Here is a 26563-nt window from a genome sequence, read left to right on the forward strand (position 1 = left end):
AATCGCTCTGCGCAAGACTAAATAACAGCAGCGTTTATGTCAAGCAAGATAAATCTCATCACGCGCCTACAACACTGGATGGACAGCGTTCCCGGGCAAACATTCCTTAATTATGCCTACAGCTGGGGCGCTTCTATCGTTATTTTGGGCGCTCTCTTTAAGTTGACGCACCTTCCGGGCGGTAATTTAATGCTCTTTGCCGGTATGGGAACGGAGGTTTTCGTTTTCTTCCTTTCCGCTTTCGACCGTCCGTTTGACAAAACGGAGATTGGCAAGGAACTTCCCCACGATTATCAGACTGACGAAGAAATAGCGGCAACCCTCGCCGCACAAGAAAAGGGTTATACGCCGGAAACAGAAGAGAGGGAAACGCCCGATGCAATTCCCTCGACTGCGCAGGCGGTTGTGTTTACAGCGCCGTCCGGCGTAAGCGCTCCTGCTTACGTCGCTCCTGCACCGCAAGCAGCCGCGCCGCAGCCGCAAGCCGCTCCGACAGAGACGGCGCAAACGCCTGCTCCATCGGCGCAAACGCCTGCTCCATCGGCGCAACCTTCCGCGCCGGCCGCACAAGGTTCGCTCGAAATTCCGCGCGACGCCGACGCAGAACAATTGGCTGCCATTATTCGTGCGGCCAACGACGAATTGCTCCATCGCGCTCAGGCCGTGCTTTCACCCGAAATGGAAACGGCGACGAAGACTTATATCGAAAAACTACAAACGCTGACGGATACCTTCCAGAAGGTCGACGAGCAAAGTGCCCGCTTGACGCGCGACAGTGAAGAGATGGAGAATCTCAATCGCACGCTTACCGGCATCAATAAAGTATATGAGCTTCACTTGAAGAGCATCAGTTTGCAAGTAGGTACGATCGACGATATCAACAATCAGACCCACAAACTCGCAGGGCAGATTCAGCGTCTCAACAGCGTATATGCAAGAATGATCGACGCTTTGACCGTGAATATGGTCAACCAGTCGGCAGCTGCACCACGCGAACAAAGCGAATCTTAAAGCGCGCCCTCACTTCTTTCTACGATTTCAGAATAAGCAAATGCCTTCTACAATAAAGAAAAGACCCGTTTCTCCTCGCCAGAAGATGATCAACTTGATGTATATCTTGTTGATGGCGATGTTGGCGCTTAATGTCTCCAACGACGTCTTGAAAGGCTTTCACCTTATTGGCGATAGCTTGGAGCGTACGACGACAAATGCCGCCAAGGAGAACCGCGCTCTCTACGACGATTTTTCCGTCTTGATGAAGAAGAACCCGACGAAGGTGCGCGAGTGGTACGCCAAAGCCAACCAATTGCGCCTCGCGTCCGACTCGCTTTATAATTTTGCCGAACAACTCAAGTGGGCCATCGCTCGCGAAGCAGATGGGAGCAAAGGAAATCCCGATCGGCTCAACAACGAAGAAAACTTAGATGCTGCGGGCCACATAATGCTCGCCCCAATCAGCGGGAAAGGAAAGTTGCTCTTCAATGCCATCAATAGCTATCGCGCCCACGTCCTCCGCTACATCACCGACCCGCGTCAGCGCGCCATTATTGCGTCTGATTTGAGCACAGCCGTGCCGAAGAACGACAACTCCTTGCTCGGAAAGAACTGGCAAGAATATATGTTTGAAGATATGCCGGCTATCGCTGCTATTACGATGCTTTCCAAACTTCAAAGTGACATCCGAAAAGCTGAGAATCAAGTCCTGCATACCTTGCGCGCCAATGTCGATTTGAAGGACATTCGCGTCAACGAACTCAACGCTTACGTACTGCCTGAAGCCACGACGTTGATGCCCGGAGAGGTCTTCCGCTCCAAAATCTTTATGGCAGCAGTCGACACAACGCAACGCCCGCAGATCTTTGTCAATGGGCGGCCGATTAGCGGCTCAGGTGAGTACAACTTTACTGTTGGTGGGCCCGGCGAATATAGTTTTTCAGGCTACATTCTCACGCAAAACGCAGCCGGAGAGGTGCTTCGCCGCAATTTTGTTCAGAAATACAACGTCATAGCGCCGCCAACCGGCGCCACTGTGGCTGCTGATTTGATGAACGTGCTCTATGCCGGCTTCAACAACCCTATCAGCGTGAGCGCTTCGGGCATAGCTCCCGATAAGGTTCATCTATCAATGACCGGCGGATCACTGACCTCGCAGGGCAAGGGCCACTATACGGCGCGCCCCGCCTCCGTTGGTAACAACGTCACCTTCACCGTCACCGGAGAAGTCAACGGAAAGACGCAAAAAATGGGCACTTACACCTTCAAAGTACGCAAATTGCCCGACCCAACGGCCTATATCGCACTGGGCAATGATCGCTTTAAGGGCGGCCGCCTCGCCAAAGGCTCTGTCTTAGGCGCAGCCGGTATCGGCGCCGCCATCGACGACGGCCTGCTCGACATACCTTTCCGCGTCTTGAGTTTCGAATCCGTCTTCTTTGATCGAATGGGCAATGCCCGTCCCGAGAATTCCGACGGTGCCAACTTCACCGAGAACCAACGCAATTTGATGCGCTCGCTCCGACGTGGCCAGCGCTTCTACGTCTCACGCGTTGTCGTGGTGGGACCCGACGGTTTGCGTCGCACGCTGCCGCAACCGGTAGAAATCATCGTCAACTAAGGGCGACAGATCATTTTAGTCTTGAAAATATAAGTCCACACTATATGAAACGATACATTTTGCTGCTCATAGCAACCTTTACGATAGCGACGCTCTCGGCCCAACCGCCGAAACGCCGGGCTGAAGATGCCACGCGCTCTGCCGCAACGCGCAACGCCCCGACGGGAGTTTCTTATCGCGATTTCCCCACGGCCCAGGCCATGCCTCAAGATGTGGCTTGGCGAAGAGACTTATATCGCGTCTTAAATCTGAAAAAGGACGCCAATGCCGTGTTATATTATCCGACGACCCCGCAAGATGGACGCGTCAATCTCTTTACTTACCTCTTCCATCTTCTGCTTCGCCGCCAGATAAAGGCTTACGATTATAAGCTTGATGGCAACGAAGACTTTTCTGCGGCCAATGAAGTGACGGCGCGCACGCTTATGGATCGCTATCATATCTATTATGAGGCGAAGGACGGCCGCTTGCGTGTCAACGATGCCGACCTGCCTTCCGAGGATGTCAAACTTTATTACTTGAAAGAGAGCACGTATTATGATCAGTATACGGCTACTTTCCGCACAAAGGTCGTTGCGATCTGCCCCGTGATTGTGCGCGGCGATAGCGAGTTTGGCGGAACAGATCAAAACTACCCGATGTTTTGGGTACGCTTTGACGAAGTAGCCCCGAAGTTGGGCAAACTCATGCTCATGGAGAGCAATTATAACAATGCGGCCACGCTTTCAGCCGACGACTATTTTACGCTGGGTCGCTATGAAGGAGATATTTATAAGGCCGTCAATCTGCAAGACCGCCTCTTGAGCAATTACTGCCCCTCCGATTCAGATATGCACCGTGAACAGGCGCGTATTGAGAAGCAACTCAAAGATGTGCGCAAGGGTGTTTGGGGAGAAGAGCCCGTCGTGAAGAAGCCTGAAGCCGTCGTGACCGATACCGCCGCAGTAGCTACCGAAGCCGCCGCTCCGAAGCGCCGCATCACGGCTCGTCGTCGTACAACGACGCGTACAAAATCTCCGAAAGTATCTACGCCGAGCACGAAAGAGCCCAAGAGCAGCAAGACGACCAAAGCTGCCGGCTTTAGCGTGCGCCGCCAGCGTCATTAAATTAGTGCAATAAGATTGCATTTAAGGTAAATAAGTAGGTGTGCTGCAAACTGATCTTTCGGTTTGCGGCACACCTTTTTTGCGCGTTTCACCCCATTCCCGCAATTCACCTGTTAAGGCTAAGTCCTTTTTTAGTTAAGGTTGATAAGGTGCACACCATCACTATAATACCACATACTCAATACACATTGATTTGTCTTAAGCGTCATTTTTTTCCTTTCAGGCCGAAAATAACCTCATTATATTCGCCCCGGATTTCACGTAAGCTGAACTAATAACGCTTCCCACTGCAAATAATCCCATTAAATCTGCCTCACACCCCACGTAATACGTATTTTTTAATGTTTCCCGCCTCAAATAACCCCATCGGGGTTAGTCTTTTGGCAGGGCAGGGTTAAGATGCGAAGCGGCTTAACCCTGTCTAACGCACCGCCGCATTGGCAACCCCTTAGGGTTGGTCTTTCAAAAATATCCGCAAGTCGAATCGCAACGGAAACATACCCAATTATAATTCGCACGAGCAACGACTCACGTCGTTAGTGTCCGGGTTGCCGCTCCGCTCCTCAACCCTGCCACGGTGAAAGACCAACCCCTGATGGGGTTGCACTCACTTCCATCCGTTTATCCGGGGTTAAGCCGCTTCGCACCTTAACCCCGGCCTGCCAAAAGACCAACCCTAAGGGGTTGTCGTCGCTTTTTATCGAATCGATGTCAGGTCTCGTGTGCAATCTTTTTCAAAATAGACTCGCCACAACTTGACCTATGATTCCTTCCAATCAATTTCTTAACGCGGCCTTTCTGCAAACGATCTATTGAAACCAACATGCTCTTCGCTTGCAACTTAAACACAACCCCCACCTACCCATTTTTCGCAAACTTCATCCACAAATAACCTCACCTTAACCTAATACTGCATCTACTCGCGCCTAAACACAACCCCCACCAACTTATCTCCGCAACCGCACCGCCGCAAATAACCCCATCGGGGTTAGTCTTTTGGCAGGGCAGGGTTAAAGTGTGCAACGCTTTAACTCTGCATAACGCATCATACCTTTGAGCAACCCCTTAGGGTTGGTCTTTCAAACGACCACGAGTCGGTATGTTGCGAGGGACGATCAAAATAGCACGTTACAAATTGCCATTTTCCACCATACAACTTCGTGGATTAACTGACGACTTCCTACGCCGGAGGTTTACGCTCACGAGCGTAGACCTTTTTTATCACGAACGTAGACCTTTTTCATCACGATGGCAAACCTTTTTTATCGTGATACAAAACGGCTTGGACAAAATGTTTGCACTGAAAAATGCGGAAGGCGTGCGCGGAAAAATGCGTCATCAGATAAAAAGAAAGCGAGGAGCACTCCGTAGAATGCTCCCCGCTTTGTGGGTGTATGGAAATAAAAAATAAGCGTCAGACGTTAGCGAAGAATATGTTTGCGCGCCGCCAGCTTTGGTCCAAACGAGAGGTCGCCGGCATCGCCCAAGCCCGGTACGATATAGGCCTCCTCGTTCAAGTGCGGGTCGATTGCTGCCACCCATAAAGTGACATCGTTAGTAGGGAAGAGTTTCTGCAAATAATTGATACCCTCCTCCGAAGCAATCACGACGCAAATGTGTAGTTTTTTAGGTCGCCCGTTGCGTTGAAAAGCCTCCCACGCCGTCTCTAAGCTGCCTCCCGTGGCCAACATCGGATCAACCATAAGGAAAGTGCAGCCATCGAGGTCCGGCGAAGCCAGATAGTCGAGGTGAATTTTAATGTCCTCGCGTTTGCCCTCTTCGCGGTAGGCCGCTACAAAGGCACTGTCGGCTTGGTCAAAGACGTCGAGAAAGCCTTGGTGAAACGAGAGGCCGGCGCGTAAGACCGTCCCCACCACGATGCGGTCCGTGTAGATGCTTACGTCCTTCTTGCCGAGCGGCGTCTGCACCTCGCGAACATCGTATTGCAAACGGCGACTCAGTTCGTAGGCCATCGCGTGCGCTATGCGCTCCAGATTGTTGCGAAAAAGCGTGCGGTTGCGCTGAATATCAACGTCGCGAAGCTGCATCATATAGCTGTTGATGACGGAGTTGGCCGCCCCTAAATTTATTACCTCCATGGGTCGAGAAAAAGCTGTTATTTGTTACAAATCGGCCAAAAGTACGGCTTTTTTTTCAAACGACCAAGAAAACGCTTTGCGCTTGCCGTCGCGTCAAGCAGCACAGGGATGGGCGAAAAGCGCCGATGAATAGCGCAAAATATCGTTGTAATACATTAAATCATAATGTTTTTCGCTTACCTGCCTTATCGAGTGCGACTACCGCCCAAATGCTTGCCCGCGCATTTCGAAGGTCCGCGTCAGGATCGGCGTGCGGGAAAGTTGGATTTTGTAGTTTTGCAAACTCAATTTTGCAATTTAGCAAGCTTTTTTGGCGATACCTAAAATTTAGGCTAAGAATTAGGGGAAGAAAGCTACAAAAAGGACCATTCCTTGATGTGTCCGGAAAATTTCCGTAATTTTGCTGCTGCTACAAAGGGTAAAATTTGCCGCTTGGAGCCCAACGAAAAGAGATTAATTATCTACAAAAGAATATCACTATGGCAACATTAGATTTGACGAAGTACGGCATCACGGGCACTACCGAAATCGTGCACAATCCGTCTTACGAACAACTCTTCGAAGAGGAAACGAAAGCCGGCCTTGAAGGCTTTGAAGTAGGCTACGTTTCAGAACTCGGCGCTGTAGACGTTTTCACCGGCGTTTATACGGGCCGCTCCCCTAAAGATAAGTTTATTGTAATGGACGACACCAGCAGAGATACTGTATGGTGGAACACGCCCGAATATCCTAATGATAACAAACCGGCGACGCAGGAAACGTGGAGCGTGCTGAAAGATCTGGCAAAGAAAGAGCTTTCCAATAAGCGCCTCTTCGTAGTCGATGGCTATTGCGGTGCAAACCCCGCCACTCGTCTTCGCGTTCGCTTCATTATGGAAGTAGCTTGGCAGGCGCATTTCGTAACGAATATGTTCATTCGCCCGACAAAAGAAGAACTCGAGACGTTTGAGCCTGATTTCACCGTTTATAATGCGTCAAAGGCGAAGGTAGAAAACTACAAAGAACTTGGTCTTAACTCTGAGACGGCTGTTGTCTTTAACTTGACGAGCAGAGAACAAGTGATCATCAACACTTGGTACGGCGGCGAGATGAAGAAGGGTATGTTCTCTATGATGAACTACTTTAATCCGCTCCGCGGCATCGCATCTATGCACTGCTCTGCCAATACGAGCCTTGACGGAAAAAGCACTGCGATTTTCTTCGGCCTTTCCGGTACGGGCAAAACGACGCTTTCAACTGACCCGAAGCGTAGATTGATCGGTGACGATGAGCACGGATGGGACGATGAGGGCGTCTTCAACTATGAAGGTGGCTGCTACGCGAAAGTAATCCGTCTCGATAAGGAAAGCGAACCCGATATTTATGGTGCAATTAAGCGTGATGCGTTGCTCGAAAACGTAACTGTCGACAGCAAAACGGGTAAGCTCGACTTCGACGATAAGAGCGTGACGGAAAATACGCGCGTTTCTTACCCGATTTATCATATTAATAACATCGTTAAGCCCGTTTCCAAGGGTCCGCACGCACAACAAGTGATCTTCTTGTCGGCAGATGCGTTCGGCGTATTGCCTCCTGTTTCTATTTTGAATTCAGAGCAGGCGAAGTATTACTTCCTTTCCGGCTTCACGGCTAAACTTGCCGGTACAGAACGCGGCATTACGGAACCGACGCCGACCTTCTCTGCTTGCTTCGGCCAAGCTTTCTTGTCGCTCCACCCGACGAAATATGCTGAAGAGCTGGTTAAGAAGATGGAACGTGTAGGTGCAAAGGCTTATTTGGTTAACACCGGCTGGAATGGTACAGGCAAGCGTATTTCTATTCGCGATACGCGCGGCATTATCGACGATATCCTGAACGGCGAAATCGACAAAGCGCCTACGAAGACTATTCCTTTCTTTAACTTCGTCGTACCTACGCAATTGCCGGGCGTAGATCCTACAATTCTTGACCCGCGCGACACGTATGCTGACGCAGCTGAGTGGGAGAAGAAGGCGAAAGACCTCGCCGCACGCTTTATCAAGAACTTCGATAAGTTCTCCGGCAACGAAGCCGGCAAGGCGCTCATCGCAGCAGGTCCGAAACTCTAAGCAGAAGTTTGTGTCTTTCGCGACGCAAGTTTGATATAAAAGTCAGCGGCTCGCTTCCTTTGTGGAGGCGGGCCGCTTATGGTTTTGTCTAAATCTTGTGCGCAGTCTTTTTCGTCCTTATATCGGTTTTGCCTTTTAAGCTTTGATGGGCGCACGCTCTAAAGAGGACGCCCCACAATACATATATATATACTAACGACAAGGCGACAAACGATAACGTTTGTCGCCTTGTCGCTTTAAGTTGCTCGTCGGATGTCTACATCAGCTTAATATTCATCCTCATTAAAGAGAAAGTCCTCCTTAGTTGGATAGTCGGGCCAGACATCCTCGATTGTCTCATACAATTCCCCTTCATCCTCCAATTCCTGTAAGTTCTCGACTACTTCCATAGGTGCGCCGGAGCGCATAGCATAGTCAATCAACTCATCCTTACTTGCCGGCCAGGGAGCATCCTCTAATTTTGAGGCCAATTCCAAAGTCCAATACATAACTATATTCGCTTTTTTATTTCTAATTTTCTGTGAGAATCTTTTTCATGCTTCGCACCTTCGTGTCAAGATAAAGCCTCAAGGCGTTTGTGAGCCGCAAAAATAGTGCTTTCCTCCAAACTTTCGCTCTCTAATAGCTATTTTCTTTGCTTCATTTCCTATTTTATTGTTAATTTTTGAGGAGAAGCTGACATCAATTCACTATCTACTTCCTTTAATTTCAATTGTCGGCATACTCCTTTGGGGCCTTTTTGAAACAGTCTTAAGGTAGAAACAGACAAGGCTTATCCTGATACATACCAAAGGCGTAAAAGCTCGGACCGAGCTTAGCTTTCCGAACACAGTCAGGCGGATATTCAGTGTCTCAACGGGTAGAGACGATCGCATCGACGGGTAGAGACGCTGGTCTCAACGAGTAGAGACAGTGGTATCTACACGTAGAGACACCATTTGATAACTTTGAAAATGAATGAGCATTACTGAGATTTCTTATGCTGAAAGGTGAAAAAAACAAATGCAGCGTTTTACGCTTGCGATTCCTTATGGTCGGATAAACGATAACAGTCAGTAAATTTGCTGACAAGTTTCATGAGGATAGTTTTTCCTTAACTTGATTGATTATCAACCATAAATTCATGAAAGATAATCCTCTTTGGGGATTTTGTTGAAACTGTTTTAAGGTGAAAACAGGCGTTGTTTATTCTGAATTGGGGTTTTTAGCGATGGCAGGCTAAAAACAGATGATATAATCTTGCTTGTGCAAATCTTGGCGAAAGCAAGCGACTCCATAATCATAGAGATCGAAACTCACTCGGACGACTTCCTGCTTCGTCAGTCGCTGCCATGCTTTCAGCATACGTGCATTGCGGTGAATACCTCTTACTATGATACAACCTTTATCTCTCATCTTTGCCAGCGCTTTGGTAGCCCATTGCTCCCAATCAGGCATATCGAGATACAACATATCGAGTCCTTCCGCCTCGTCCAAACTTTCGAGCGGCCAAAATCTGCACGATGGTTTTCCCGCGCGAAGGTAGTGCGTCGTGAGTTGCGTTCGCTCGCCTCCGATGAAGCAATCAGCCGGTTGAAACGCATTGATGATCCGCAGCATCAAGCGGTCGCCTCGCTCCGTTGTGTCGTGTGCTATTTGGCGGCGCATCTTACGCAAAGGTGCATAGGCATAGAAAGTCCCTCGCTCGTAAAAAACTTTCGTAACAAGCCCAAAGGCAAACGGCGAATGAATCCCGTAGCCTCGGCGGTGCCGGAAGCGGCACAGCCAAACGTAACAACGCATAAGTGCATACGAAAGCTTATTCATAAAGCGCCCTTTTAGGATAGGTTTACTCCTTTATTTTATATATGTGTAACCGGAGATGAGCTTTTTCTCCATTTGTCGGCAACGAGTACTCCTCAAGCCTCCATTCCATACCTTTAGGAGAGGGATAGACCTCTCTCTATCGAGGAAACATTGCGTAGTAATACGCTTTTAACTTACAAAGTTGCACATTTTGTTCGAATAATCTCAGCTCTTACAGTGCGTAATTTCTCTTTCTTTTATCAATAAACGGTTTGACAATGGTGCTTTTAAAGTTGTTTCTCATAACTAAGCGAAAAAAGGTACAATAAGGCCAATTTTAGGGAGTCTGAATCAACTAAAATATCGCCACAAAGAGAGAATTGCAGCCCTTTGAGCGGCTTTTCAGGTGGGTAAGGCCCATAAATTTGCGAATTTCATCATACGAAAAGAGCTTTTAGGGCTTTGTCGCTCAGAAAAAAAACGTATATTTGCGCCCATATTGTCAACTTAAAAACATGATACAAGCTGCCATGAAGAAGTTCTTCACCCTTCTGACGCTGGTGCTTTTAGTCGCTACGGCGGCGAAGGCGCAAGTTAATTTTTCCGTATCCTACAAGCGGGTCAACCCGACTGAAGTGGATGTCATCTTTAAAGCCACCATTGCAAAGGGTTGGCACGTTTACTCGACGAATATCGGCGAAGGCGGTCCCACGCGCGCCAGTTTCGGCGTCGATAAGGCCGACGGCGCAGAGCCGATAGGCAAATTGAAGCCCGGACCGGGCGTTAAAAACGTACAAGATGAGATCTTCGACATGCCGGTCTCTTATTTTGAGAACACTTGTACGTTTACACAGCGTGTTAAACTCACGAAACAGGATTACCAACTTAAGGCTTACTTGAAGTATGGTGCCTGCAATGATCAAAACTGCCTCCCGCCAATGACTGTTGAGTGCAAGGTAGCGGGTAAGGACGGCCCGACCGGTGCTGCCGCAGACGCAGCACAAGCCGTGGCCGACAAGGAAGGCCAGCCTAAAGATACGGCGGCTGCCGCTCCGGCCGCAACGGAGGAGAACGCTGAAGGTGCTCCGGCCGCTGCTGTCGATGTTCCGCAGGCGGATAGCGCTACCGTGGCGAAATGGTACACGCCCGTCATCGACCAACTTCAGAAGTATGGCAACGCTTCCTCTACGGCAGGTCGCAGTCTCTTTTATATCTTCTTGATGGGTATATTGGGCGGTATTGTTACGCTGTTTACGCCCTGCGTTTGGCCGATTATCCCGATGACTGTATCCTTCTTCCTGCATCGCAGCGACGATCGTCGCAAAGCCGTGCGCGAAGCTATTATATATGGTATCAGCATTGTCGTGATCTATGTCACGTTGGGACTCGTCATATCCGGACTTTTCGGAGCAAGTGCGCTGAATAGTTTGTCGACAAATGCCGTCTTCAACATCATTTTCTGCCTGATGCTTCTCATCTTCGGTGCAAGTTTCTTGGGCGGCTTCGAGATTACCCTCCCCTCCAAGTGGAACAACGCCGTTGATTCTAAGGCTTCCAGCACCGCAGGCCTTTTAGGCATCTTCCTGATGGCCTTCACGCTCACGCTGGTCTCTTTCTCTTGCACCGCACCGATCGTAGGTTTCCTCCTCGTTGAAGCATCTACCTCTACCGGTAGCGCAATGGCGCCGGCCGTAGGTATGGTAGGTTTCGCCTTGGCTTTAGCATTGCCGTTTACGCTCTTTGCTCTCTTCCCCACGATGATGAAGAAAGCGCCGAAGAGCGGAAGCTGGATGAACATGATCAAGGTAGTCTTAGGTTTTGTCGAGATTGCTTTCGCCTTGAAGTTCCTTTCCGTGGCCGATTTGGCTTACGGCTGGCATATTCTGGACCGCGAAGTATTCCTCAGCTTGTGGATCATCCTCTTCGCAGCGCTGGGTTGCTACCTCTTCGGTTGGTTGCGTTTCCCCCACGACGATGTTGAGGACCATACGGGCGTGACGCGCTTCTTTATGGGTGTCATTTCGTTTGCTTTTGCCGTGTATATGGTGCCCGGCCTTTGGGGTGCGCCGTGTAAGGCCGTGAGTGCATTCTCTCCGCCCATATCTACGCAAGATTTCAACCTTGATCCGGTTAAGGTCGAAGCAAAATTCCGCGATTATGATGCCGGTATGGCTTACGCGAAGTCGGTTAACAAACCCGTACTGTTAGACTTCACCGGCCACGGTTGCGTCAACTGCCGTAAGATGGAGCTTGCCGTATGGCACGATCCTAAAGTGCGCGACCTTTTGATGAAAGATTACGTCCTCATCTCTCTCTATGTCGACGAGAAAGCACCGCTTCCGGAGAACGTAGAGGTGCAAGAAGACGGCAAGACTACAACGCTGCGCACCGTTGGCGATAAGTGGAGCTACTTGCAACGACACAAATTCGGTTCCAACCAGCAGCCGCTCTACGTCCCCGTAGATAATGAAGGTAACCCCTTGAATCACACCTTCAGTTATAAGGAAGATATTGACGGCTACGTGAAATTCCTCAAAGAAGGTATAGATCGTTACAAAGCAAAATAAAGTATAGGTGCCGCGAAGCTCAGGTTTCGCGGCACTTTGTTTTGACGTTGATGCCGGCGGGCGCTGAGGCGTTCGTTCCGCTCCTATTGATTGTTCAGCCTCGCTGAAAGGGCTACGACATAAACTTATACCTAACTCAACTGACAGAGATCTTTCATCGATCACAACTTAACTTTCTAAAAACCTAATCTTCCCTTGTTGGCGCCTGCCTCTTGTGCAGCGTCAAGCAAGGGATATTTTTTTGTCTATCTCTTGTTTGCCGCTGCTGCGGGCAGGGTTTCGCCCAAATCAAGGTGGCGTTTGGCGTCAAAATCGGTTGAGCATTTTCGGCTTGCGTTGCTAATCTGTCGCGCAAGGTCTGTCAGTTGGTCATCAACGGCTTATAATCTGCTTATTCTTATTGGTTTATGGTGCGACAGATGTTGATGTTCGGCCGTCCTCATCTGTTTCTCTCATTGTTTGGCGGGGCCAAACGATAGTTTGCCGGTATCAAACGATGGTTTGCCGGTACCAAACAATAGTTTGCTCGGGCCAAACAATAACGACCTTGACTTACGGTATTTGAGAATGGGACTATAAGCTCCCAAATTTCCACCCTTTTCTCTCTAAGTCTTATGTCTGTAATGCATAAGGGTAGAATAATTGCCCACGTTTTATCATTTTTCTACGTTTTAGATTTGAATGTATCATTACTTGTTAGTAGATTTGCCCACAAATAACGTAATATTGTAAGCGTCGAATATGCTGTGGGCGAGAGAACCCTTGACAGACTGATCTTGATGCTTGTTCTTATAGGTTATTATGCAGGCGTTGCGAGATTTGGAAACGTATCTGAGGAGTATAAATACAGCGTCAGCTTTTTAGAAATCAGCGATACGGCATAGCAGGGAGAAACAGGAGGACACATAATCCTGAAGTCTTGCCGCCTTTTCCGTAAAAAGAACAATTAGATTATAAACTCACAAAAACAAACAAAGCATGAAAAAGATTTTACTTGCAGCGACTGTTGCATTTTGCAGCGCCACGGTATCGTTAGCCCAAAACAGCTGGACGATGAAAGTGCTCATGAAATCGGGAGAATTGAAAGAAATTCCCTGTAATGACATTCAAGACGTCACTTTCGCCAACGGCGAGAGCGCTTCTTACTATGCCGATGTAAAAGTGACGCACACTTACAACTTATATTATGGTGCGGTGACGACTCAAGCCGGACTATACACACTTCACCTTTGCGACGGCGAACTCACAACCGGCGGATTGCCTACGCAAATCAATAAGCACGACGTCAGATTAACGGTGATTGCTACGCCTTCGCAGGATGCTGACCACGCGAAATTGCCGGCCGGTACGTATCCTTTGGTAGAATCGGCTAACCAAAGTGGCGTCTGGAAAGCGCAGAGTATATATATCGAAACCAATAGAGTGAACGATGCCGGTCAGGTTGATGGCTTCTTGGATTCGTTGAGCACGTGCGTCTTGAATGTTGAAGAGAAAGGCGATGGCAATTACCACCTTGTGCTCGAAGGAACGCTGAAAACGCACGGCAAAGTGCGCTTTGTGTATGACGGAGCACTCACGTTTGTGAATAAAGATAAGAATGCGGGCTACAAATATGTGACGGAAGATGTCAACTTCGTGCCCGTGAAGTTTAACGGTAAGTATGTTAAGGCTACAAGTAAATATTGCGACTATACGATTGCATTCCTCAACTGCGAAGTAGACGACCAAGGATTTGTGGTGGGCGATGGCGAACTGCTCAACCTTGTACTCTTGACGAAATATCAAGTGCCTATGGATATAAATACTATCGCCGGCACTTACGATGTAGTGATGCCTGTGGCCGGAGCTGAGTATAAAGAAGGTAAGTTTATTGGCGGTACGATGCGCAAGGCCAGTGGCACTTACTACCCCATAGGTTCGTTCTATGAAACCTTGAGCGATGGCTATGCAGATGCTTACGGCTTGCTTAGCGGTGGCACAATCACGGTCAGTGTAGCCAACAATAAGATTACGTTTAAGGGCAACTGGACTACACCGGAAGGGAAGGCTATTAAAATGGACTTCACGGGCGATGCTAGTGCAATTATCGACACGTCAGAATCAGAAAATGGCGCTCCGGCGCAAGGCGATTTTGACCGTCAGAGCATCTATAATTCTAATTTGAACCAGCGCGTTAACCTGCAAAGCGCAGGTATTGGCGGCGGACAAGTCTATATGATGAAGCGATAAAGCCCGAATCTTCAGCAGGGCAGCGGTGAGCATTCAGGAGCAATGGCGAGTTGGTCCTGAATGCTCGCTTTTTATGCCCGGTTTTGATGGTTATCCAGCGCAAGGGAGAGGCCGTCGGCGCTTCTCCATAGCAGAAAAACGTTTAACTTTGCAGGCGGATGAAATATGCTGATGTTATTTTACCCCGAAAGCTGACTGATCCGCTGACTTATCAGATTCCGGAAGCCCTCTCCGCGACCATCGCGCCGGGGAGTAGGGTTGTCGTGCCGCTACAAACGAAGTTGTACACGGGTATCGTGTTGCAAGTGCACGAGCGTCGGCCCGAATTCAAATTAAAGGAGGTGGTCGGCGTGGCCGATAGCGCTCCGGTGGTGACGCAAGGCCAACTCCGACTCTGGCAGTGGATGGCCGGCTATTATATATGTACGCTTGGCGAGGTGATGACCGCCGCACTACCTGCGGGTTTGAAGTTGCAGAGTGAAACGCTTGTATGCCGTGCTGACGGAGGGGATGATACGATGCCCCCGACAGGCGAAAAGGACGCGCAAAGTACACCTTTAGAGAAAAAAATATTAGCGGCGCTTTCGGAAACGAAGCCCATGATGATCAAGCAATTGCAACAAGCGGTGGGCTGCGGGGAGATCCTCATCCACGTGCGCCGTTTGGTCGAACGCGGTTGTGTTGTCGTCGAAGAGCAGTTGGGCCGCCGCTTCGCGCCAAAGACAGAAGTGCGCCTCCGTTTGGCCTCGACTTTCTTCGATGAAGGTCGGCTTAACGAAGCGCTCGACAGCCTGAAGCGAGCGCCCAAACAGCAGCGGGCTCTCTTGGCTTATCTCGATGCGGCGGGCGCTCCGGCAGCGCTCAATTTGCGCAATGCCGCCCTGTTGATGGATGTGAGTCGGGCCGAACTCCGTAAGCGGACGGCTGATGATGGTGCGGCTTTGACTGCTTTGTGTAAAAAGGGAATTTTGGAGCAATATGACGTGGCCATAGGCCGATTGAAAAGTTTCAAAGCCTTGCCCGAACGTTTACAACCTCAGTTGTCCTCGCTTCAAAAACAAGCCCTTACGGAGATCAAAATTGTCTTTTCGCAACGCGATACTTGCTTGCTCCACGGCGTAACCTCAAGCGGAAAGACGGCCGTCTATATCGAATTGATTAAAAATGTGCTCGCCGAGGGTAAACAAGTGCTCTACCTCTTGCCGGAAATAGCCCTGACGACGCAATTGATGCAGCGGCTTGGGCGCGTCTTTGGAGATAAAATGGGCGTGTACCATTCTAAGTTTCCCGACAACGAACGCGTAGAAACGTGGCTGCGTCAGCTTTCTTCAGAACCCTTTCCGTTGATTCTGGGCGTGCGCTCTGCGTTGTTGTTGCCTTTTCAAAATCTTGGACTAATCATCGTTGATGAGGAGCACGAGGCTTCTTACAAACAGCAAGACCCGGCTCCGCGCTACCATGCGAGAGATACGGCGCTCGTCTTGGCACAACGCTGCGGTGCCAAGGTGTTGCTGGGCACGGCGACGCCGGCGGTGGAGACTTATTATAATGTGCAGAAAGGGAAGTTTGGACTTGTCGAGCTGCATCAGCGCTTCGGCGATTTGCAAATGCCGCAGATTCTTGTTGAAGATGTGGGCGAACTGCGCAGAAAGAAGTTGATGAAGACGCCGTTTGCGCCGCGACTGATCGAGGAAATGGCGCGGGCTATCGAAAGGCGGGAGCAGGTCATTCTCTTTCAAAATCGCCGCGGCTATGCGCCGGTGCTGGTCTGCGACACTTGCGGCTGGACGCCGCGCTGCACTTGTTGTGATGTCGCGCTGACTTATCATCAGCGGCAGCAACGGCTTGTTTGTCATTATTGTGGCAAGACTTATGATGTGCCGACGCAGTGCCCCAATTGCGGCAGTAAGAAGTTGCTCGATTTAGGTTTGGGCACGGAGAAGGTTGAAGCGGCCGTAAAGGCTATTTTGCCGGAGGCGCGCACGGCGCGTTTGGACTTGGACACGACGAGTACGCGTTCGGCTTATGAGCGAATCATAGCCGATTTTGCCGCAGGCGGGAAGGATGTACTCATAGGTACGCAGATGGTGACGAAAGGTTTGGACTTCGATCGCGTGCACGTGGTGGGCATTATCAATGCGGACCAACTGCTCAGCACGCCGGACTTCCGAGCGCACGAAAGGGCGTACCAACTGATGACGCAGGTGGCCGGAAGGGCCGGCCGGCGCGAAGAAAGGGGCTTGGTAATCCTACAAACGCGGCAGCCGGAGCTTTCTTTGATGCACCAAGTGGTTACGCACGACTACAAAGCAATGTATCGGGAGCAGTTGGCCGAGCGGGAGGCCTTTGATTATCCGCCCTTCGCGCGCTTGATAATTGTCTGCTTCAAACATCGCCAAGAGGCGGTGGTGGCACATGCGGCCGAGGCGTTTACAAATTCGCTCCGCGCGGCCTTTGGCGAGCATTTGTTGGGGCCGGATCGGCCGCCGGTGGGCCGCGTGCAGTTGCAGTTTATTCGGCGTTTGATGATTAAGGTGCCCGTTTCGTATCCGATCAGCGGTGTACGCCGTACGCTGCTCGCTGCTCGCGATCTGCTGCTTTCGCAAGCCGCTTTTCGGGGTGTGAATGTGTATTTTGATGTCGACCCGTTGTGATTTTATTTTCTGAAAAAACGTTTTCGCCTTCCAAGATGCACAACTACAAGCGCTGCAAGCGGGGCAGCTAACGGAAAAATAAGTAACTTCGCCGCAGAATCTTTTTGTTTATGATCGAATTACAAGGAATCCGCAAATCATTTGGCGATTTGGAGGTGCTGAAAGGCATTGATTTAAGCGTCAATAAGCGAGAAGTAATCAGCATTGTGGGGCCCAGTGGTGCCGGAAAGACAACCCTTTTGCAGGTCTTGGGCACGCTTTATCGCCCCGATGCGGGTTCGATTCTTTTTAATGGAACCGATTTGTCCGCACTTGGCAAAAAGGCGCTGGCGCGTTTTCGCAACGAACATATAGGTTTCATCTTCCAATTTCACCAATTGCTTCCGGAGTTCACGGCTTTGGAGAACGTGTTCATTCCGGCACTCATTGCGCGCAAGTCAGAAAAGAAAGCGCGCGAGCGGGCAGCCGAACTGCTCAACTTTCTTGGTCTTTCCGAGCGCTCACACCATAAGCCGTCGGAGCTTTCGGGCGGTGAGCAACAACGCGTGGCGGTGGCGCGGGCTTTGATGAATGAGCCTGATGTTATTTTAGCCGACGAGCCGTCCGGAAGTTTGGATAGCCGAAACAAGGCGGAGTTGCACAAACTCTTTTTCAACTTGCGCGACCAGTTGGGCCAGACATTTATTATTGTGACGCACGACGAAGAACTTGCCGCAACGACCGATAGAACGATTCATTTAAAAGATGGAAAGATAGATGATTAAGTTAGGAGATTACAATACGCTGCGCATCATACGCTTTACCGACCACGGAGCTTATTTGGACGGCGGAGAAGTTGGGGAGATTCTTCTGCCGAAGACTTATGTGGAGCGAGAAATGCGGCCCAACGATGAAGTGACGGCTTTTATCTGCTTAGATCAGCAAGAGCGTTTGGTTGCCACCTTAGAAACGCCGCTTGCTCGCGTTGGCGATTTTGCCTTTTTGCGTGTAGCTTGGACCAACGAGCACGGCGCTTTTTTAGATTGGGGCTTGATGAAAGACCTCTTTGTGCCTTTCCGCGAGCAACGAATGCGCATGGAGCGCGGGCGTTCCTACATAGTTTATGTACGCATCGATGAGGAAACGCAACGCCTAATTGCCACGGCGAAGGTTGAACGTCACCTAAAGTCGGCCACACCGGAAGACTTTCATCGCGGTCAGGAGGTAGAATTACTCATCTGGCGCAAGACGCCCATTGGCTACAAGGTGATTGTCGACAACAAAGTCGATGGTATGATCTACGACAATCAGATTTTTGAGCCGATCCACATTGGCGACCGATGCAGCGGGACCGTTGTAACGGTGCGCGAAGACGGCAAACTCGATGTTTCGTTGCAACGTATTGGTGCGAATCGCTTTCGAGATTTTTCTGAAACCTTGCTCGAAGAGCTCAAGGCTGCGGGTGGAGAATTGCCCTTTTCAGATCGGAGTTCGGCTGAAGCGATTGCGGAGCGCTTTGGCGTGAGTAAAAAGACTTTTAAGCGCGCTTTGGGCACACTTTATCGTCAAAGATTGATTCGTCTGTCTGACGAAAAAATTGTTCTGATTTATCAATAATTTTTTCTTCTTCGGCAATCTTTTTTTTGAAAAAGTTTGTAACTCTCGAAATCTCGTTTTATCTTTGCAAGCAGAAGGGGCGAAGTCCCTACTTACGAAATAATAGTTTTTTCATCTCTATATAAGTTCTGTGAGACCTCAACTCGTCGAGAGACGGGTTGAGGTCGTTTTTATTTCCAATTTCATCCGAACGCTGCGGAGCGGGCTTTCAAGGGTAAAAGTTTGTCCCCTCTCCCTCACAATCCCTTATGGTGCGGCGAAGTGTCAGATGCTTGGCGTCAGCAGAGGCGTTTGCGCGCAGCGAGCCCCGAAAGCGTCGTAAGCGGGGTGGAAAAACCGTCGGGCTGCCCTTGTGGCGTGCGCCTTGACGTGCGAATTGCGCCGCGAAAAAGGCGGCGGCGATCGCTTAGGGTAAAAACCGGTAAAAGTAGTTCCTTTTCTTTACAGAAACTGTTTACCTTGCGCTGCACGATGATGAATAATCTTTCAAATACAATTGATTTACTGCACTTTCAGTTGGCTTCGCGCGTTTGCCGGAAAAGGAAATTTTGTGCGAAAAATAGGCGTAAAAAATGCTTTGTTTGGTTTTGTTAGCGCGTCGTATCCGTCAATTTTATTCCTCATTTGTTTGGTGAAAACATAGGTGGAAATGCCCGGTGCTTGACGGCAAAAGAAACGAAGTGCAAGCCGGTTAAAACTTGCACATTCGTCGTTTTATATCTTTTGATTTTGTGTTTGGAATGCTTATTGCCTGATAATCAATAGGCACATTAAAAGAAGGAGCAGCTCGCGTCGATTTGTCTGCGCGTGCAGCGGAAATTTCGACGATCGGCCTGCGAGTACAATGGAAAGAGGCGCGTGTCCAATCCGCCCGAGGATGGCGACGGCACTTGCGGGTAGTGCACGTGAAGTCCTGTGTGAGTTCGCCAAAGAACTCGGGGCGGATGGTCACGCCTTTTCCTTTGTGACATAGTTGCGAAGTCGCACCTACGCACTAACCGGTTCATAGATCTGCAAATGAAGCCCCGACAGCTATCTGACGCAAAAAAGTTTTCCCTCACTCACGTTTGGGTAAGGACTTCAAAAGGGAATTAACTTTTTCCTGCATCCGATGGCCGTTTGTCACCGGTTATATGTTCAATAAATCAAGCTTCTTATTAGAAGGCCGCGCGGCCATTGTCGAGCAGCAAAGTCAAGCGGGGGAGAGCCCAATGAGGCCCTGTGGTCTCAAAAGAGCGCAACGATATACTCCTTTATCTTGTGCGCAGCAATGACGCACATCATTTCGCCACAATTCGACTATTTTTCCTTATCATAGTGCTCAAAACAAAAGCCTCAGACCCACATGGCTTCACGTGTTTTTCCTACATAGTTCAAAGAAAAGTCCGGAGCTTCTACGAGTCGGTCTCGATCTCACATTGCTTTCTCCTTTTCGGCCGTGATCAGATTCAGCGCACACATTTCCAAAATCCGTTCGGGCAGAAATCAAGCGAAAAGAGCGTCACAACAACATGCTCCACATACGTAGCGTATCATTCTCTATATCGTCTGTCTCCCTTTCGGAAGAGGGGCTTGCCTGCAAGAGGCGTGCTCCACTTCTGTTTGCACCGGCAAAATTAATAGAAAGAAGAATGAACTACCAAATTTAATATCGGAAAATCTGACCAATCTGCGCAAAATAAGTATTTTTTTGCAACTAAGCAGAAAAGAATTGACAATAGCGTCCTAAAAGAGCGCTTTCCTTGACTTAATACGGCTCATCAAGTTACTAATTGGAAATATTTCGAGCCTTTATGGCGCGCTTTGGCTCGTTCGCTTCGTGCTAAAACATCTATTTTTGGGCGGTTTTGTCAAACAAATTGCCGAAGATAGGGCCAACTTTGTCAACTCAAGATAGGCGCAGTTTTGACCAAGAAAAACGCATTGGATAGTCCGACTTACAGGCGCTTTATCCATTTTAATATATGGCGAAAGCGGGTTGGCCTGTAAGACCGAAAAATGGGTTTTGGATATAGTAGCTACGCAATAATTCGGACCAAGTGCGGTTGCTCATCCACGGACATTCCATAAGCGACCACTGCGCGCCTTGATTCGTAGTTGTTCATATGTAATGTTAGACGCCCAACGATTGGACGATCTCGTTTCCGCTCGTGAGCGTACACCTTTTTTATCGTGAGGTGAAGCTCTTTTTCTCACGAGCGTAGACCTTTTTTATCGTGAGGATAATTCGAGTAAATGAGATTTCAGGACGATGGTCGTTGTCTCAAATTATTAAAAATCAAGATATAAGCTGAATGATACCAGATGCTGTCTTGCCTTTTTCTGAGTATGTTTTTTCATCAATGATAGCAAGACGGCTGATGGTGAGGCCGGACGGCGCATAAGTGGAGTATTTTTTTCTGTGAATGAGAAAAACGGAAAGAGAATGTAGCGTCGAGCCCCGCAACATGCCGAAAGTCCTGCCAAACATGTGTTCGGCGGGACTTCCGGCTTTATTTCGGCGATGCACGCCGCGGCGCAGACATCAAAATTCATCGTAGTCTGTAGTCGTGTACAGGTTGTAGACCTTCATATTCAGGCTATAGGGGCTGCGGGCCACTTCCTGCCAGATTTTATCGTCGTATAAGTAGTAGCCGTTGGCTTTTTCGCCGCAGCCCGAGTTGACATAGAAGAGCGTAGCCCCGTTTTTCTGTTCAAAGCCATCTAACAGGAGGCAAATTTCTGAAGACTTTGGCCGCTCGATTCCCAGTCTCTTCCAAAGCGCATCATTGTTCTGCTCACCGACAGATAAGAGGGTGATGCCGTGGCTGTTGGCCTTCATGTTTCGGCTTACATTGTTCCAGTTCTGATCATAACCTAAGGAGCGTCCGAGATAGTCAGAGAGGAAGTCTAAACCTCGGCGTAGCGTTGCTGTTGCAGATCCGTCTTTGTTATAAACCTGCCCAATGCTTATACCGATGTAGTTTACGATGACTGCTATGTCGTTTTGCTCGTCGCCGGCTGTGAAAGAGGTGTTTGATGTACGGTTTCTCAGCTTCGCCCACGAAGTTTTGAGGTTGTAACCATAGAACACGGAAAAATCTTTCTTGAATACCGTCAGTGTTTGTGCGAGCGCGACTGGCACGCTACCGGCTGCGGCTTTTCCGCGATCCGCATAAGGTCCTTCGGAAGATGGAGAGAGGAGATTCAAAGGATAACCTTGCCCCCAGACAACCGGGCACTTGGTCATTTGCCATCCGGCCATGTTTCTCCCTTTCTCCGTCTGTAGTAAAGCCCAGCGCGGATTAGGGGTCGTTGTAGTCTCTACTGCGCAGAGGGCAGAAGCAGCTGCTGCGCCAATCATAAGGCGGCAGGGGGCTTGGAGTTGGTCTTGTGCAAGCAGTTTTCCCTTGCCAAACTTCAGGTCTGCATCAGGGAGGATTCCGTAAATAGGTTCGGCTCGCTTATCTGCGCCCACCATAACCGTAGGCCCTTTGACCAACTTGACAAAATACAAGAGCGTTTTCCGATAATGCGTCTTTTCTGTGCTTTGTGCCGGACGGTAATCGGCCTGTATTGAATCTATGGCGTCGATTACCGGGACGTCGAAGTTTGGCATTCCGTTGATGGGATTGTCTAATGCGTCGCGGACAGCCTTTTGTATGTCTTGCATACTTACCTTAAAGATCGGATTTTCCTGAATCTCAGGCGCATCGGGCTTGTCGTTGTTACAGGCGGAGAGCAAAAACAAGCAGGCTGAAAACAAAATGAACTTTTTCATATCAGATTATTTGAGTTTGGTTGCAATAAATGGTAATCGACCGAGTTTTTAAGCCGCCAAGAGACGGAAAACAGACAAGGCATCGTGCTCTGCCTCAACTATGTATTCGCAAATATAGGGCTAACCGCTCTATATTCACCGGATTTTCAATGAATATTTTGATTTTGACAGCATTTTCTCCCCTTCGTTAAGTTTTTTTCGTAATATTGCTGCATCGATAAAACAGAAAGTCCGTCAAAATTCGCAGTTTACTGTGTAACGGTTCAATAGGAACTACGGCTTTGCGCATTGGGTGGGTGCAAAGTCGGGTATTGGTTACACAATAATATAATATCGGAGAACTATTTCCACAGGCGGAGAGTCGGCAGTACGTCAGAGCCAGCCGTTTTCCAAGTACCAGCTGACCGTTTCCTTGACCCCCTGCGCCAAAGTATATTGCGGGCGGTAATGGAGTTCGTCCTGCGCGGGTCGAATGTCGCAGCGCCAATTGCGTTGCCGCAAGATGCGATATTTATCGCCGTTGAGCGTGGCCGCCTTTCCTGAAAATCCTGCTACCGTTTCGCTGACGAAGCACGCCGCCTTCAGCACCCAGAGCGGCGCTTTCAGATGGAGGACGCTCTTTGCCCCGATCTCCTTTTGCAGCAGCTCGGAATAGTCGCGACTATTGTAGTCGCAGCCGTCGGAAAGGTTGTAGGCTGCGCCCGTCTGCCCATATTCCAAAGCGGCCAAGGCAGCCGCGGCGAGATCTTTCACGTAGATGAAGGTGATGGTCTGCGGCTTGAAGCCCACGGCGAAGTCGATCCCCATCGCAATGCTTTTCGCCATCTTGTAATAGTCGTGCTCGCGCGGCCCGTAAACGCCCGTTGGGCGCAGGATAATGTAGTCTAAGCCGGCAATAGTGGGCAATAAGGCTTCGGCGTCCAACTTGCTGCGGCCGTAAGCCGTATTGGGGTGCGGCGTATCTTGCGCGGTGTAGGGGCGATTATCGTCTTCGTGGATCGGGCCGAAGACGCTCAGCGAACTAACGTAGACAAAGCGCCCGCGGAGCAGGCCCGTTTCGACCAAAAGGCGCGCGAGGCGCTCCGTATATTCTGTGTTGATGCGTTTGAAATCGGTTAAATGGCGGCATTTCGTGGCCCCGGCGCAATGGATAACGCCATCGAGCGGTCCTTCCGTGCGCAGCAGATCAGAAAAGATTTGCCGCATGCCTTCCTCATTCGCATAATCGAGGTAGAGTAGGTGGATGCGCTCATCCGTAAGGTAGCGCAAGTCAGCGCCACGGCGAACGGCGGCCCAGACTTCATAGCCGTCGGCAAGCGCCTGTTCGACTGCAAAACTGCCGACAAAGCCGTTGGCACCTGTAATGATAATCTTCTTCATAGCCCGATCTATAATTGTTGCATATCATTGAGCCGTTTGTACTGGCCGTTGAGCGCGAGGAGTTCTTCGTGCGAGCCCTGCTCGACGACGCGCCCTTCGTGGAGCACGTAAATTTCATCGGCGTTGCGGATGGTCGAGAGTCGGTGCGCGATAGCGATGGTCGTGCGCGTCTTCATCAAGTGCTCCAAAGCCTCTTGTACGAGTCGCTCGCTCTCCGTGTCGAGGGCAGAGGTCGCTTCGTCAAGGATGAGGATGTCAGGGTTTTTCAAAATGGCCCGCGCAATGGATATGCGCTGCCGCTGACCGCCCGAAAGTCGGCAGCCGCGGTCGCCTACGGGCGTGTCGTAGCCTTGTTCGCTCTCCATAATAAAGTCGTGGGCGTTGGCAATCTTGGCGGCGGCCATCACTTCTTCGCGCGTGGCGTTGGTTACACCAAAGGCAATGTTGTTGAAAAAAGAGTCGTTGAAGAGAATTGCCTCTTGATTGACGTTGCCAATCAAGCCCCGCAGGTCGGCAATCTTGAGGTCGCGAACGTCTTTTCCATCGATCGTGACGCTGCCTGCGCTCACGTCGTGGAAGCGCGGGAGTAAATCGACCAAAGTAGACTTGCCCGAGCCGCTCTGCCCGACGATGGCGATGGTGCGCCCGCGCTTGACGGTCATATTGATATGGTGGAGGACGGTGGCGTGGTCGTTGTAGCCGAAAGATACGTCGTTGAAGCGTATTTCGTCGGTGAGATGCTCAATTGACGCAGGATTTGGGCGCTCGGTAATATGGTCTTCCGCATGCAGTATCTTGTTGACGCGGACGACACTGGCCATTCCCTTGGGGATGTTGTAAGCCGCCTTCGATAAATCTTTGAGGGGCTGAATGATGGAGTAGAGAATGACCATATAAAAGATAAACGTCGGCGCGTCGATGGGCGGATTATTGCCATCCAAAATCAAAGTGCCGCCATACCAAAGTACGGTAACGATGAGTACCGTTCCTAAGAACTCGCTTACCGGATGGGCGGACGATTGGCGAATGTTGACCTTGTTGGACGCCCGCCGAAATTCGTTGGTGCTGCGATCAAAGCGTTCGCACATCTTTTTCTCAGCTGTGAAAGCCTTAATAATACGCATGCCGCCCAAAGTCTCTTCGAGTTGGGCCATCGTATCGCTCCACTTGTTCTGTGCATCGAGCGATTTGTGTTTAAGTTTGCGCCCGATCTTGCCCATTACCCACCCCATAATCGGCAGGACGATGAGCGTAAAAAGCGTGAGCTCCCAACTCGTATAAATCAGGACGCCGAAATAGCAGAAGAGGAGAATGGGGTTCTTGATCAACATATCCAGCGAACCCGTTATAGAGTTTTCGATCTCGTTAACGTCGCCGCTCATGCGCGCCATAATATCTCCTTTGCGCTCATCAGAGAAGAAGGAGAGCGGCAGACTGACAATCTTGTGGTAAACGCTGCTGCGGATGTCGCGAACAATGCCCGTGCGCATCGGAACCATTATGCCGACGGAGGCGAAATAGCAACTCGTCTTTAGCAGCGTGGCCGTGATGAGAAAGAGGCCGATGAAGAGGAGGGCGGTAGAGGCGCCGTAGACGTGAATCAGGTCGGTCGTGTAGTAATATAAGTTGTTGAGAAGAATATCTTTGAAGCTCGTGTCCGGCGTGTCCCACGGTATGAAAGTGTACCGGGTTGTGTCTAATCGAAACAAGATCTTCAGCATCGGCATCAGCGACAAGAAGGAGAAGACATTGAGTACGGCCGAAAGCAAATTAAAAAGCAGCGAGCCGAAAAGATAGCGTTTGTAAGGCGCTACGTAGTGAAGCAGGAGGCGAAAGAAATCTTTCATATCGTGAGTTTGAGCAACGAGAGACGATATTAGCCGCCTTTTGTCCGCCAAACTTCCGCTTGGCGGCGGAGTGTGGGTTGGGGGAGCGGCTTAATGTGTCCTATTATATATAATGTATGGAAGAGGCGGCTTTATTTTCGACCGAAGTCGGCCGGAATCTCGCCCCACTCATCCGTTTTCCATTTCCGAATTTTGTTTGTAAAGGAGTGTGTTTGCAGCCAACGCTCGGCGCGTTCAATATACGTGTAGACGGCCTCTGTTTTTGCGTTGCGCGCTAATTTAGTCTTGCACCGGCGCTGTCGAATCCACAACTGCGCATTGCGACTATCCGAGTAAATGGTCAATGTTTCGCCCCGCTGCTCGAGCAAAGCCAAGGCGTGGACGATGGCCAAGAACTCTCCGATGTTGTTTGTGCCGAAGATCGGGCCGAAATGGAAGACTTCCGCGCCCGTTCGCAAGTCGACGCCGCGATATTCCATCTTCCCGGGATTGCCGGAGCAGGCTGCGTCTACGGCCCACACATTAGCTTCCACCTCCGGCGGGAGGGGAAGAACCGTATCGTGGCGATAGTCGGGCGGATTGAGTGGCTCGTTGGCTTTTCCGCGCATGCCGGGTTTCGTTGTCTTCACACCGTCGCCGGCTTTGGGGCGGCGCGGCGCAATATAAGCCTCCGGACCGGCCGCAAAAGCCGTCTCCGCCTCTTGACGCGTGGCGAAAGCTTTGTAGCGCGCAGCGCCGAAACCGCTTACCTGCGCCTGGCAGTCGGCCCAATTGGTATAAATGCCCGGCACTTTGCCTTGCCAAACGACGTAAAACTTACTCTTCATCCGTTGCGGCGC

16 protein-coding genes are annotated in these 26563 nt (G+C 50.1%); 9 read left to right on the forward strand and 7 right to left on the reverse strand.

Annotated features, from left to right (window positions below):
* The first annotated feature begins 36 nt into the window (after nucleotides 1-36).
* Genes porL through porN form a run of 3 tightly spaced genes read left to right on the forward strand, consistent with a single transcriptional unit; the run spans nucleotide 37 to nucleotide 3720 of the window.
* The gene (gene porL, locus GCWU000325_RS09175) at nucleotides 37-1011 is read left to right on the forward strand and encodes a type IX secretion system motor protein PorL/GldL (RefSeq protein WP_006256228.1); all 975 of its coding nucleotides are present in this window, start codon (nucleotides 37-39) and stop codon (nucleotides 1009-1011) included.
* Between the two features lie 40 nt (nucleotides 1012-1051).
* Nucleotides 1052-2614: a type IX secretion system motor protein PorM/GldM gene (gene porM, locus GCWU000325_RS09180; RefSeq protein WP_040599600.1), complete on the forward strand. Its 1563-nt coding sequence runs from the start codon at nucleotides 1052-1054 to the stop codon at nucleotides 2612-2614.
* 44 nt (nucleotides 2615-2658) lie between these two features.
* On the forward strand, nucleotides 2659-3720 hold the full coding sequence (gene porN, locus GCWU000325_RS09185) for a type IX secretion system ring subunit PorN/GldN (protein ID WP_006256231.1): 1062 nt from the start codon (nucleotides 2659-2661) through the stop codon (nucleotides 3718-3720).
* A 1421-nt stretch (nucleotides 3721-5141) separates the two neighbouring features.
* On the opposite strand, the gene upp is transcribed toward porN, so the two are convergent.
* On the reverse strand, nucleotides 5142-5819 hold the full coding sequence (upp, locus tag GCWU000325_RS09190) for a uracil phosphoribosyltransferase (RefSeq protein ID WP_006256238.1): 678 nt from the start codon (nucleotides 5817-5819) through the stop codon (nucleotides 5142-5144).
* 479 nt (nucleotides 5820-6298) lie between these two features.
* Here upp and pckA point away from each other — a divergent pair, with 479 nt between their 5' ends.
* Complete coding sequence (gene pckA / locus GCWU000325_RS09195; protein WP_040599785.1) at nucleotides 6299-7906, forward strand: phosphoenolpyruvate carboxykinase (ATP); 1608 nt, start codon at nucleotides 6299-6301, stop codon at nucleotides 7904-7906.
* A gap of 266 nt (nucleotides 7907-8172) precedes the next feature.
* On the opposite strand, the gene GCWU000325_RS09200 is transcribed toward pckA, so the two are convergent.
* Together GCWU000325_RS09200 and GCWU000325_RS09205 are read right to left on the reverse strand one after the other, a co-directional pair.
* Entirely contained in the window at nucleotides 8173-8394 is a 222-nt protein-coding gene (locus GCWU000325_RS09200; protein WP_006256242.1) for a DUF2795 domain-containing protein, read from the reverse strand.
* A 730-nt stretch (nucleotides 8395-9124) separates the two neighbouring features.
* Nucleotides 9125-9712 carry a hypothetical protein gene (locus GCWU000325_RS09205; RefSeq protein WP_006256247.1) on the reverse strand — a complete coding sequence of 196 codons (588 nt, stop codon included), beginning with the start codon at nucleotides 9710-9712 and terminating at the stop codon, nucleotides 9125-9127.
* Nucleotides 9713-10221: 509 nt separating this feature from the next.
* On the opposite strand from GCWU000325_RS09205, the gene GCWU000325_RS09210 reads away from it, so the two are divergent.
* The 5 genes from GCWU000325_RS09210 to GCWU000325_RS09230 all read left to right on the forward strand — a co-directional run bounded on the left by GCWU000325_RS09210 (nucleotide 10222) and on the right by GCWU000325_RS09230 (nucleotide 18737).
* Complete coding sequence (locus GCWU000325_RS09210; protein WP_040599786.1) at nucleotides 10222-12258, forward strand: protein-disulfide reductase DsbD family protein; 2037 nt, start codon at nucleotides 10222-10224, stop codon at nucleotides 12256-12258.
* A 978-nt stretch (nucleotides 12259-13236) separates the two neighbouring features.
* Nucleotides 13237-14487 (forward strand): hypothetical protein, encoded by a 1251-nt coding sequence (locus GCWU000325_RS09215; protein ID WP_006256252.1) that lies wholly within the window; start codon nucleotides 13237-13239, stop codon nucleotides 14485-14487.
* 158 nt (nucleotides 14488-14645) lie between these two features.
* Complete coding sequence (priA, locus tag GCWU000325_RS09220) at nucleotides 14646-17141, forward strand: replication restart helicase PriA (protein ID WP_006256254.1); 2496 nt, start codon at nucleotides 14646-14648, stop codon at nucleotides 17139-17141.
* Nucleotides 17142-17251: 110 nt separating this feature from the next.
* Nucleotides 17252-17905 (forward strand): ABC transporter ATP-binding protein, encoded by a 654-nt coding sequence (locus GCWU000325_RS09225; protein WP_006256255.1) that lies wholly within the window; start codon nucleotides 17252-17254, stop codon nucleotides 17903-17905.
* Nucleotides 17898-18737, forward strand: coding sequence for a CvfB family protein (locus tag GCWU000325_RS09230; RefSeq protein WP_006256256.1), 840 nt, complete (start codon nucleotides 17898-17900; stop codon nucleotides 18735-18737). The genes GCWU000325_RS09225 and GCWU000325_RS09230 overlap by 8 nt, the downstream gene beginning before the upstream one ends.
* Before the next feature lie 2524 nt (nucleotides 18738-21261).
* Here GCWU000325_RS09230 and GCWU000325_RS09235 read toward each other — a convergent pair.
* The 4 genes from GCWU000325_RS09235 to GCWU000325_RS09250 form a co-directional block, all read right to left on the reverse strand.
* Complete coding sequence (locus GCWU000325_RS09235) at nucleotides 21262-22497, reverse strand: C10 family peptidase (RefSeq protein WP_006256263.1); 1236 nt, start codon at nucleotides 22495-22497, stop codon at nucleotides 21262-21264.
* Nucleotides 22498-22869: 372 nt separating this feature from the next.
* The gene (locus GCWU000325_RS09240) at nucleotides 22870-23877 is read right to left on the reverse strand and encodes an NAD-dependent epimerase/dehydratase family protein (protein ID WP_006256264.1); all 1008 of its coding nucleotides are present in this window, start codon (nucleotides 23875-23877) and stop codon (nucleotides 22870-22872) included.
* Between the two features lie 8 nt (nucleotides 23878-23885).
* Nucleotides 23886-25724, reverse strand: a complete 1839-nt coding sequence (locus tag GCWU000325_RS09245) for an ABC transporter ATP-binding protein (protein ID WP_006256265.1) — start codon at nucleotides 25722-25724, stop codon at nucleotides 23886-23888.
* 131 nt (nucleotides 25725-25855) lie between these two features.
* Nucleotides 25856-26551: a ribonuclease H1 domain-containing protein gene (locus GCWU000325_RS09250; protein WP_006256266.1), complete on the reverse strand. Its 696-nt coding sequence runs from the start codon at nucleotides 26549-26551 to the stop codon at nucleotides 25856-25858.
* Nucleotides 26552-26563: the final 12 nt, after the last annotated feature.

This window comes from Alloprevotella tannerae ATCC 51259, from assembly GCF_000159995.1.
GTDB lineage: Bacteria > Bacteroidota > Bacteroidia > Bacteroidales > Bacteroidaceae > Alloprevotella > Alloprevotella tannerae.

What these genes read in the sequence shown, in the direction of transcription:
- porL (WP_006256228.1), top strand. Translation starts at nt 37, where the DNA reads ATGTCAAGCAAGATAAATCTCATCACGCGCCTACAACACTGGATGGAC.
- GCWU000325_RS09230 (WP_006256256.1), top strand. Translation starts at nt 17,898, where the DNA reads ATGATTAAGTTAGGAGATTACAATACGCTGCGCATCATACGCTTTACC.
- upp (WP_006256238.1), bottom strand. Translation starts at nt 5,819, where the DNA reads ATGGAGGTAATAAATTTAGGGGCGGCCAACTCCGTCATCAACAGCTAT.
- priA (WP_006256254.1), top strand. Translation starts at nt 14,646, where the DNA reads ATGAAATATGCTGATGTTATTTTACCCCGAAAGCTGACTGATCCGCTG.
- porN (WP_006256231.1), top strand. Translation starts at nt 2,659, where the DNA reads ATGAAACGATACATTTTGCTGCTCATAGCAACCTTTACGATAGCGACG.
- GCWU000325_RS09225 (WP_006256255.1), top strand. Translation starts at nt 17,252, where the DNA reads ATGATCGAATTACAAGGAATCCGCAAATCATTTGGCGATTTGGAGGTG.
- GCWU000325_RS09250 (WP_006256266.1), bottom strand. Translation starts at nt 26,551, where the DNA reads ATGAAGAGTAAGTTTTACGTCGTTTGGCAAGGCAAAGTGCCGGGCATT.
- pckA (WP_040599785.1), top strand. Translation starts at nt 6,299, where the DNA reads ATGGCAACATTAGATTTGACGAAGTACGGCATCACGGGCACTACCGAA.
- GCWU000325_RS09210 (WP_040599786.1), top strand. Translation starts at nt 10,222, where the DNA reads ATGAAGAAGTTCTTCACCCTTCTGACGCTGGTGCTTTTAGTCGCTACG.
- GCWU000325_RS09235 (WP_006256263.1), bottom strand. Translation starts at nt 22,497, where the DNA reads ATGAAAAAGTTCATTTTGTTTTCAGCCTGCTTGTTTTTGCTCTCCGCC.
- GCWU000325_RS09240 (WP_006256264.1), bottom strand. Translation starts at nt 23,877, where the DNA reads ATGAAGAAGATTATCATTACAGGTGCCAACGGCTTTGTCGGCAGTTTT.
- GCWU000325_RS09205 (WP_006256247.1), bottom strand. Translation starts at nt 9,712, where the DNA reads ATGAATAAGCTTTCGTATGCACTTATGCGTTGTTACGTTTGGCTGTGC.
- GCWU000325_RS09200 (WP_006256242.1), bottom strand. Translation starts at nt 8,394, where the DNA reads ATGTATTGGACTTTGGAATTGGCCTCAAAATTAGAGGATGCTCCCTGG.
- porM (WP_040599600.1), top strand. Translation starts at nt 1,052, where the DNA reads ATGCCTTCTACAATAAAGAAAAGACCCGTTTCTCCTCGCCAGAAGATG.
- GCWU000325_RS09245 (WP_006256265.1), bottom strand. Translation starts at nt 25,724, where the DNA reads ATGAAAGATTTCTTTCGCCTCCTGCTTCACTACGTAGCGCCTTACAAA.
- GCWU000325_RS09215 (WP_006256252.1), top strand. Translation starts at nt 13,237, where the DNA reads ATGAAAAAGATTTTACTTGCAGCGACTGTTGCATTTTGCAGCGCCACG.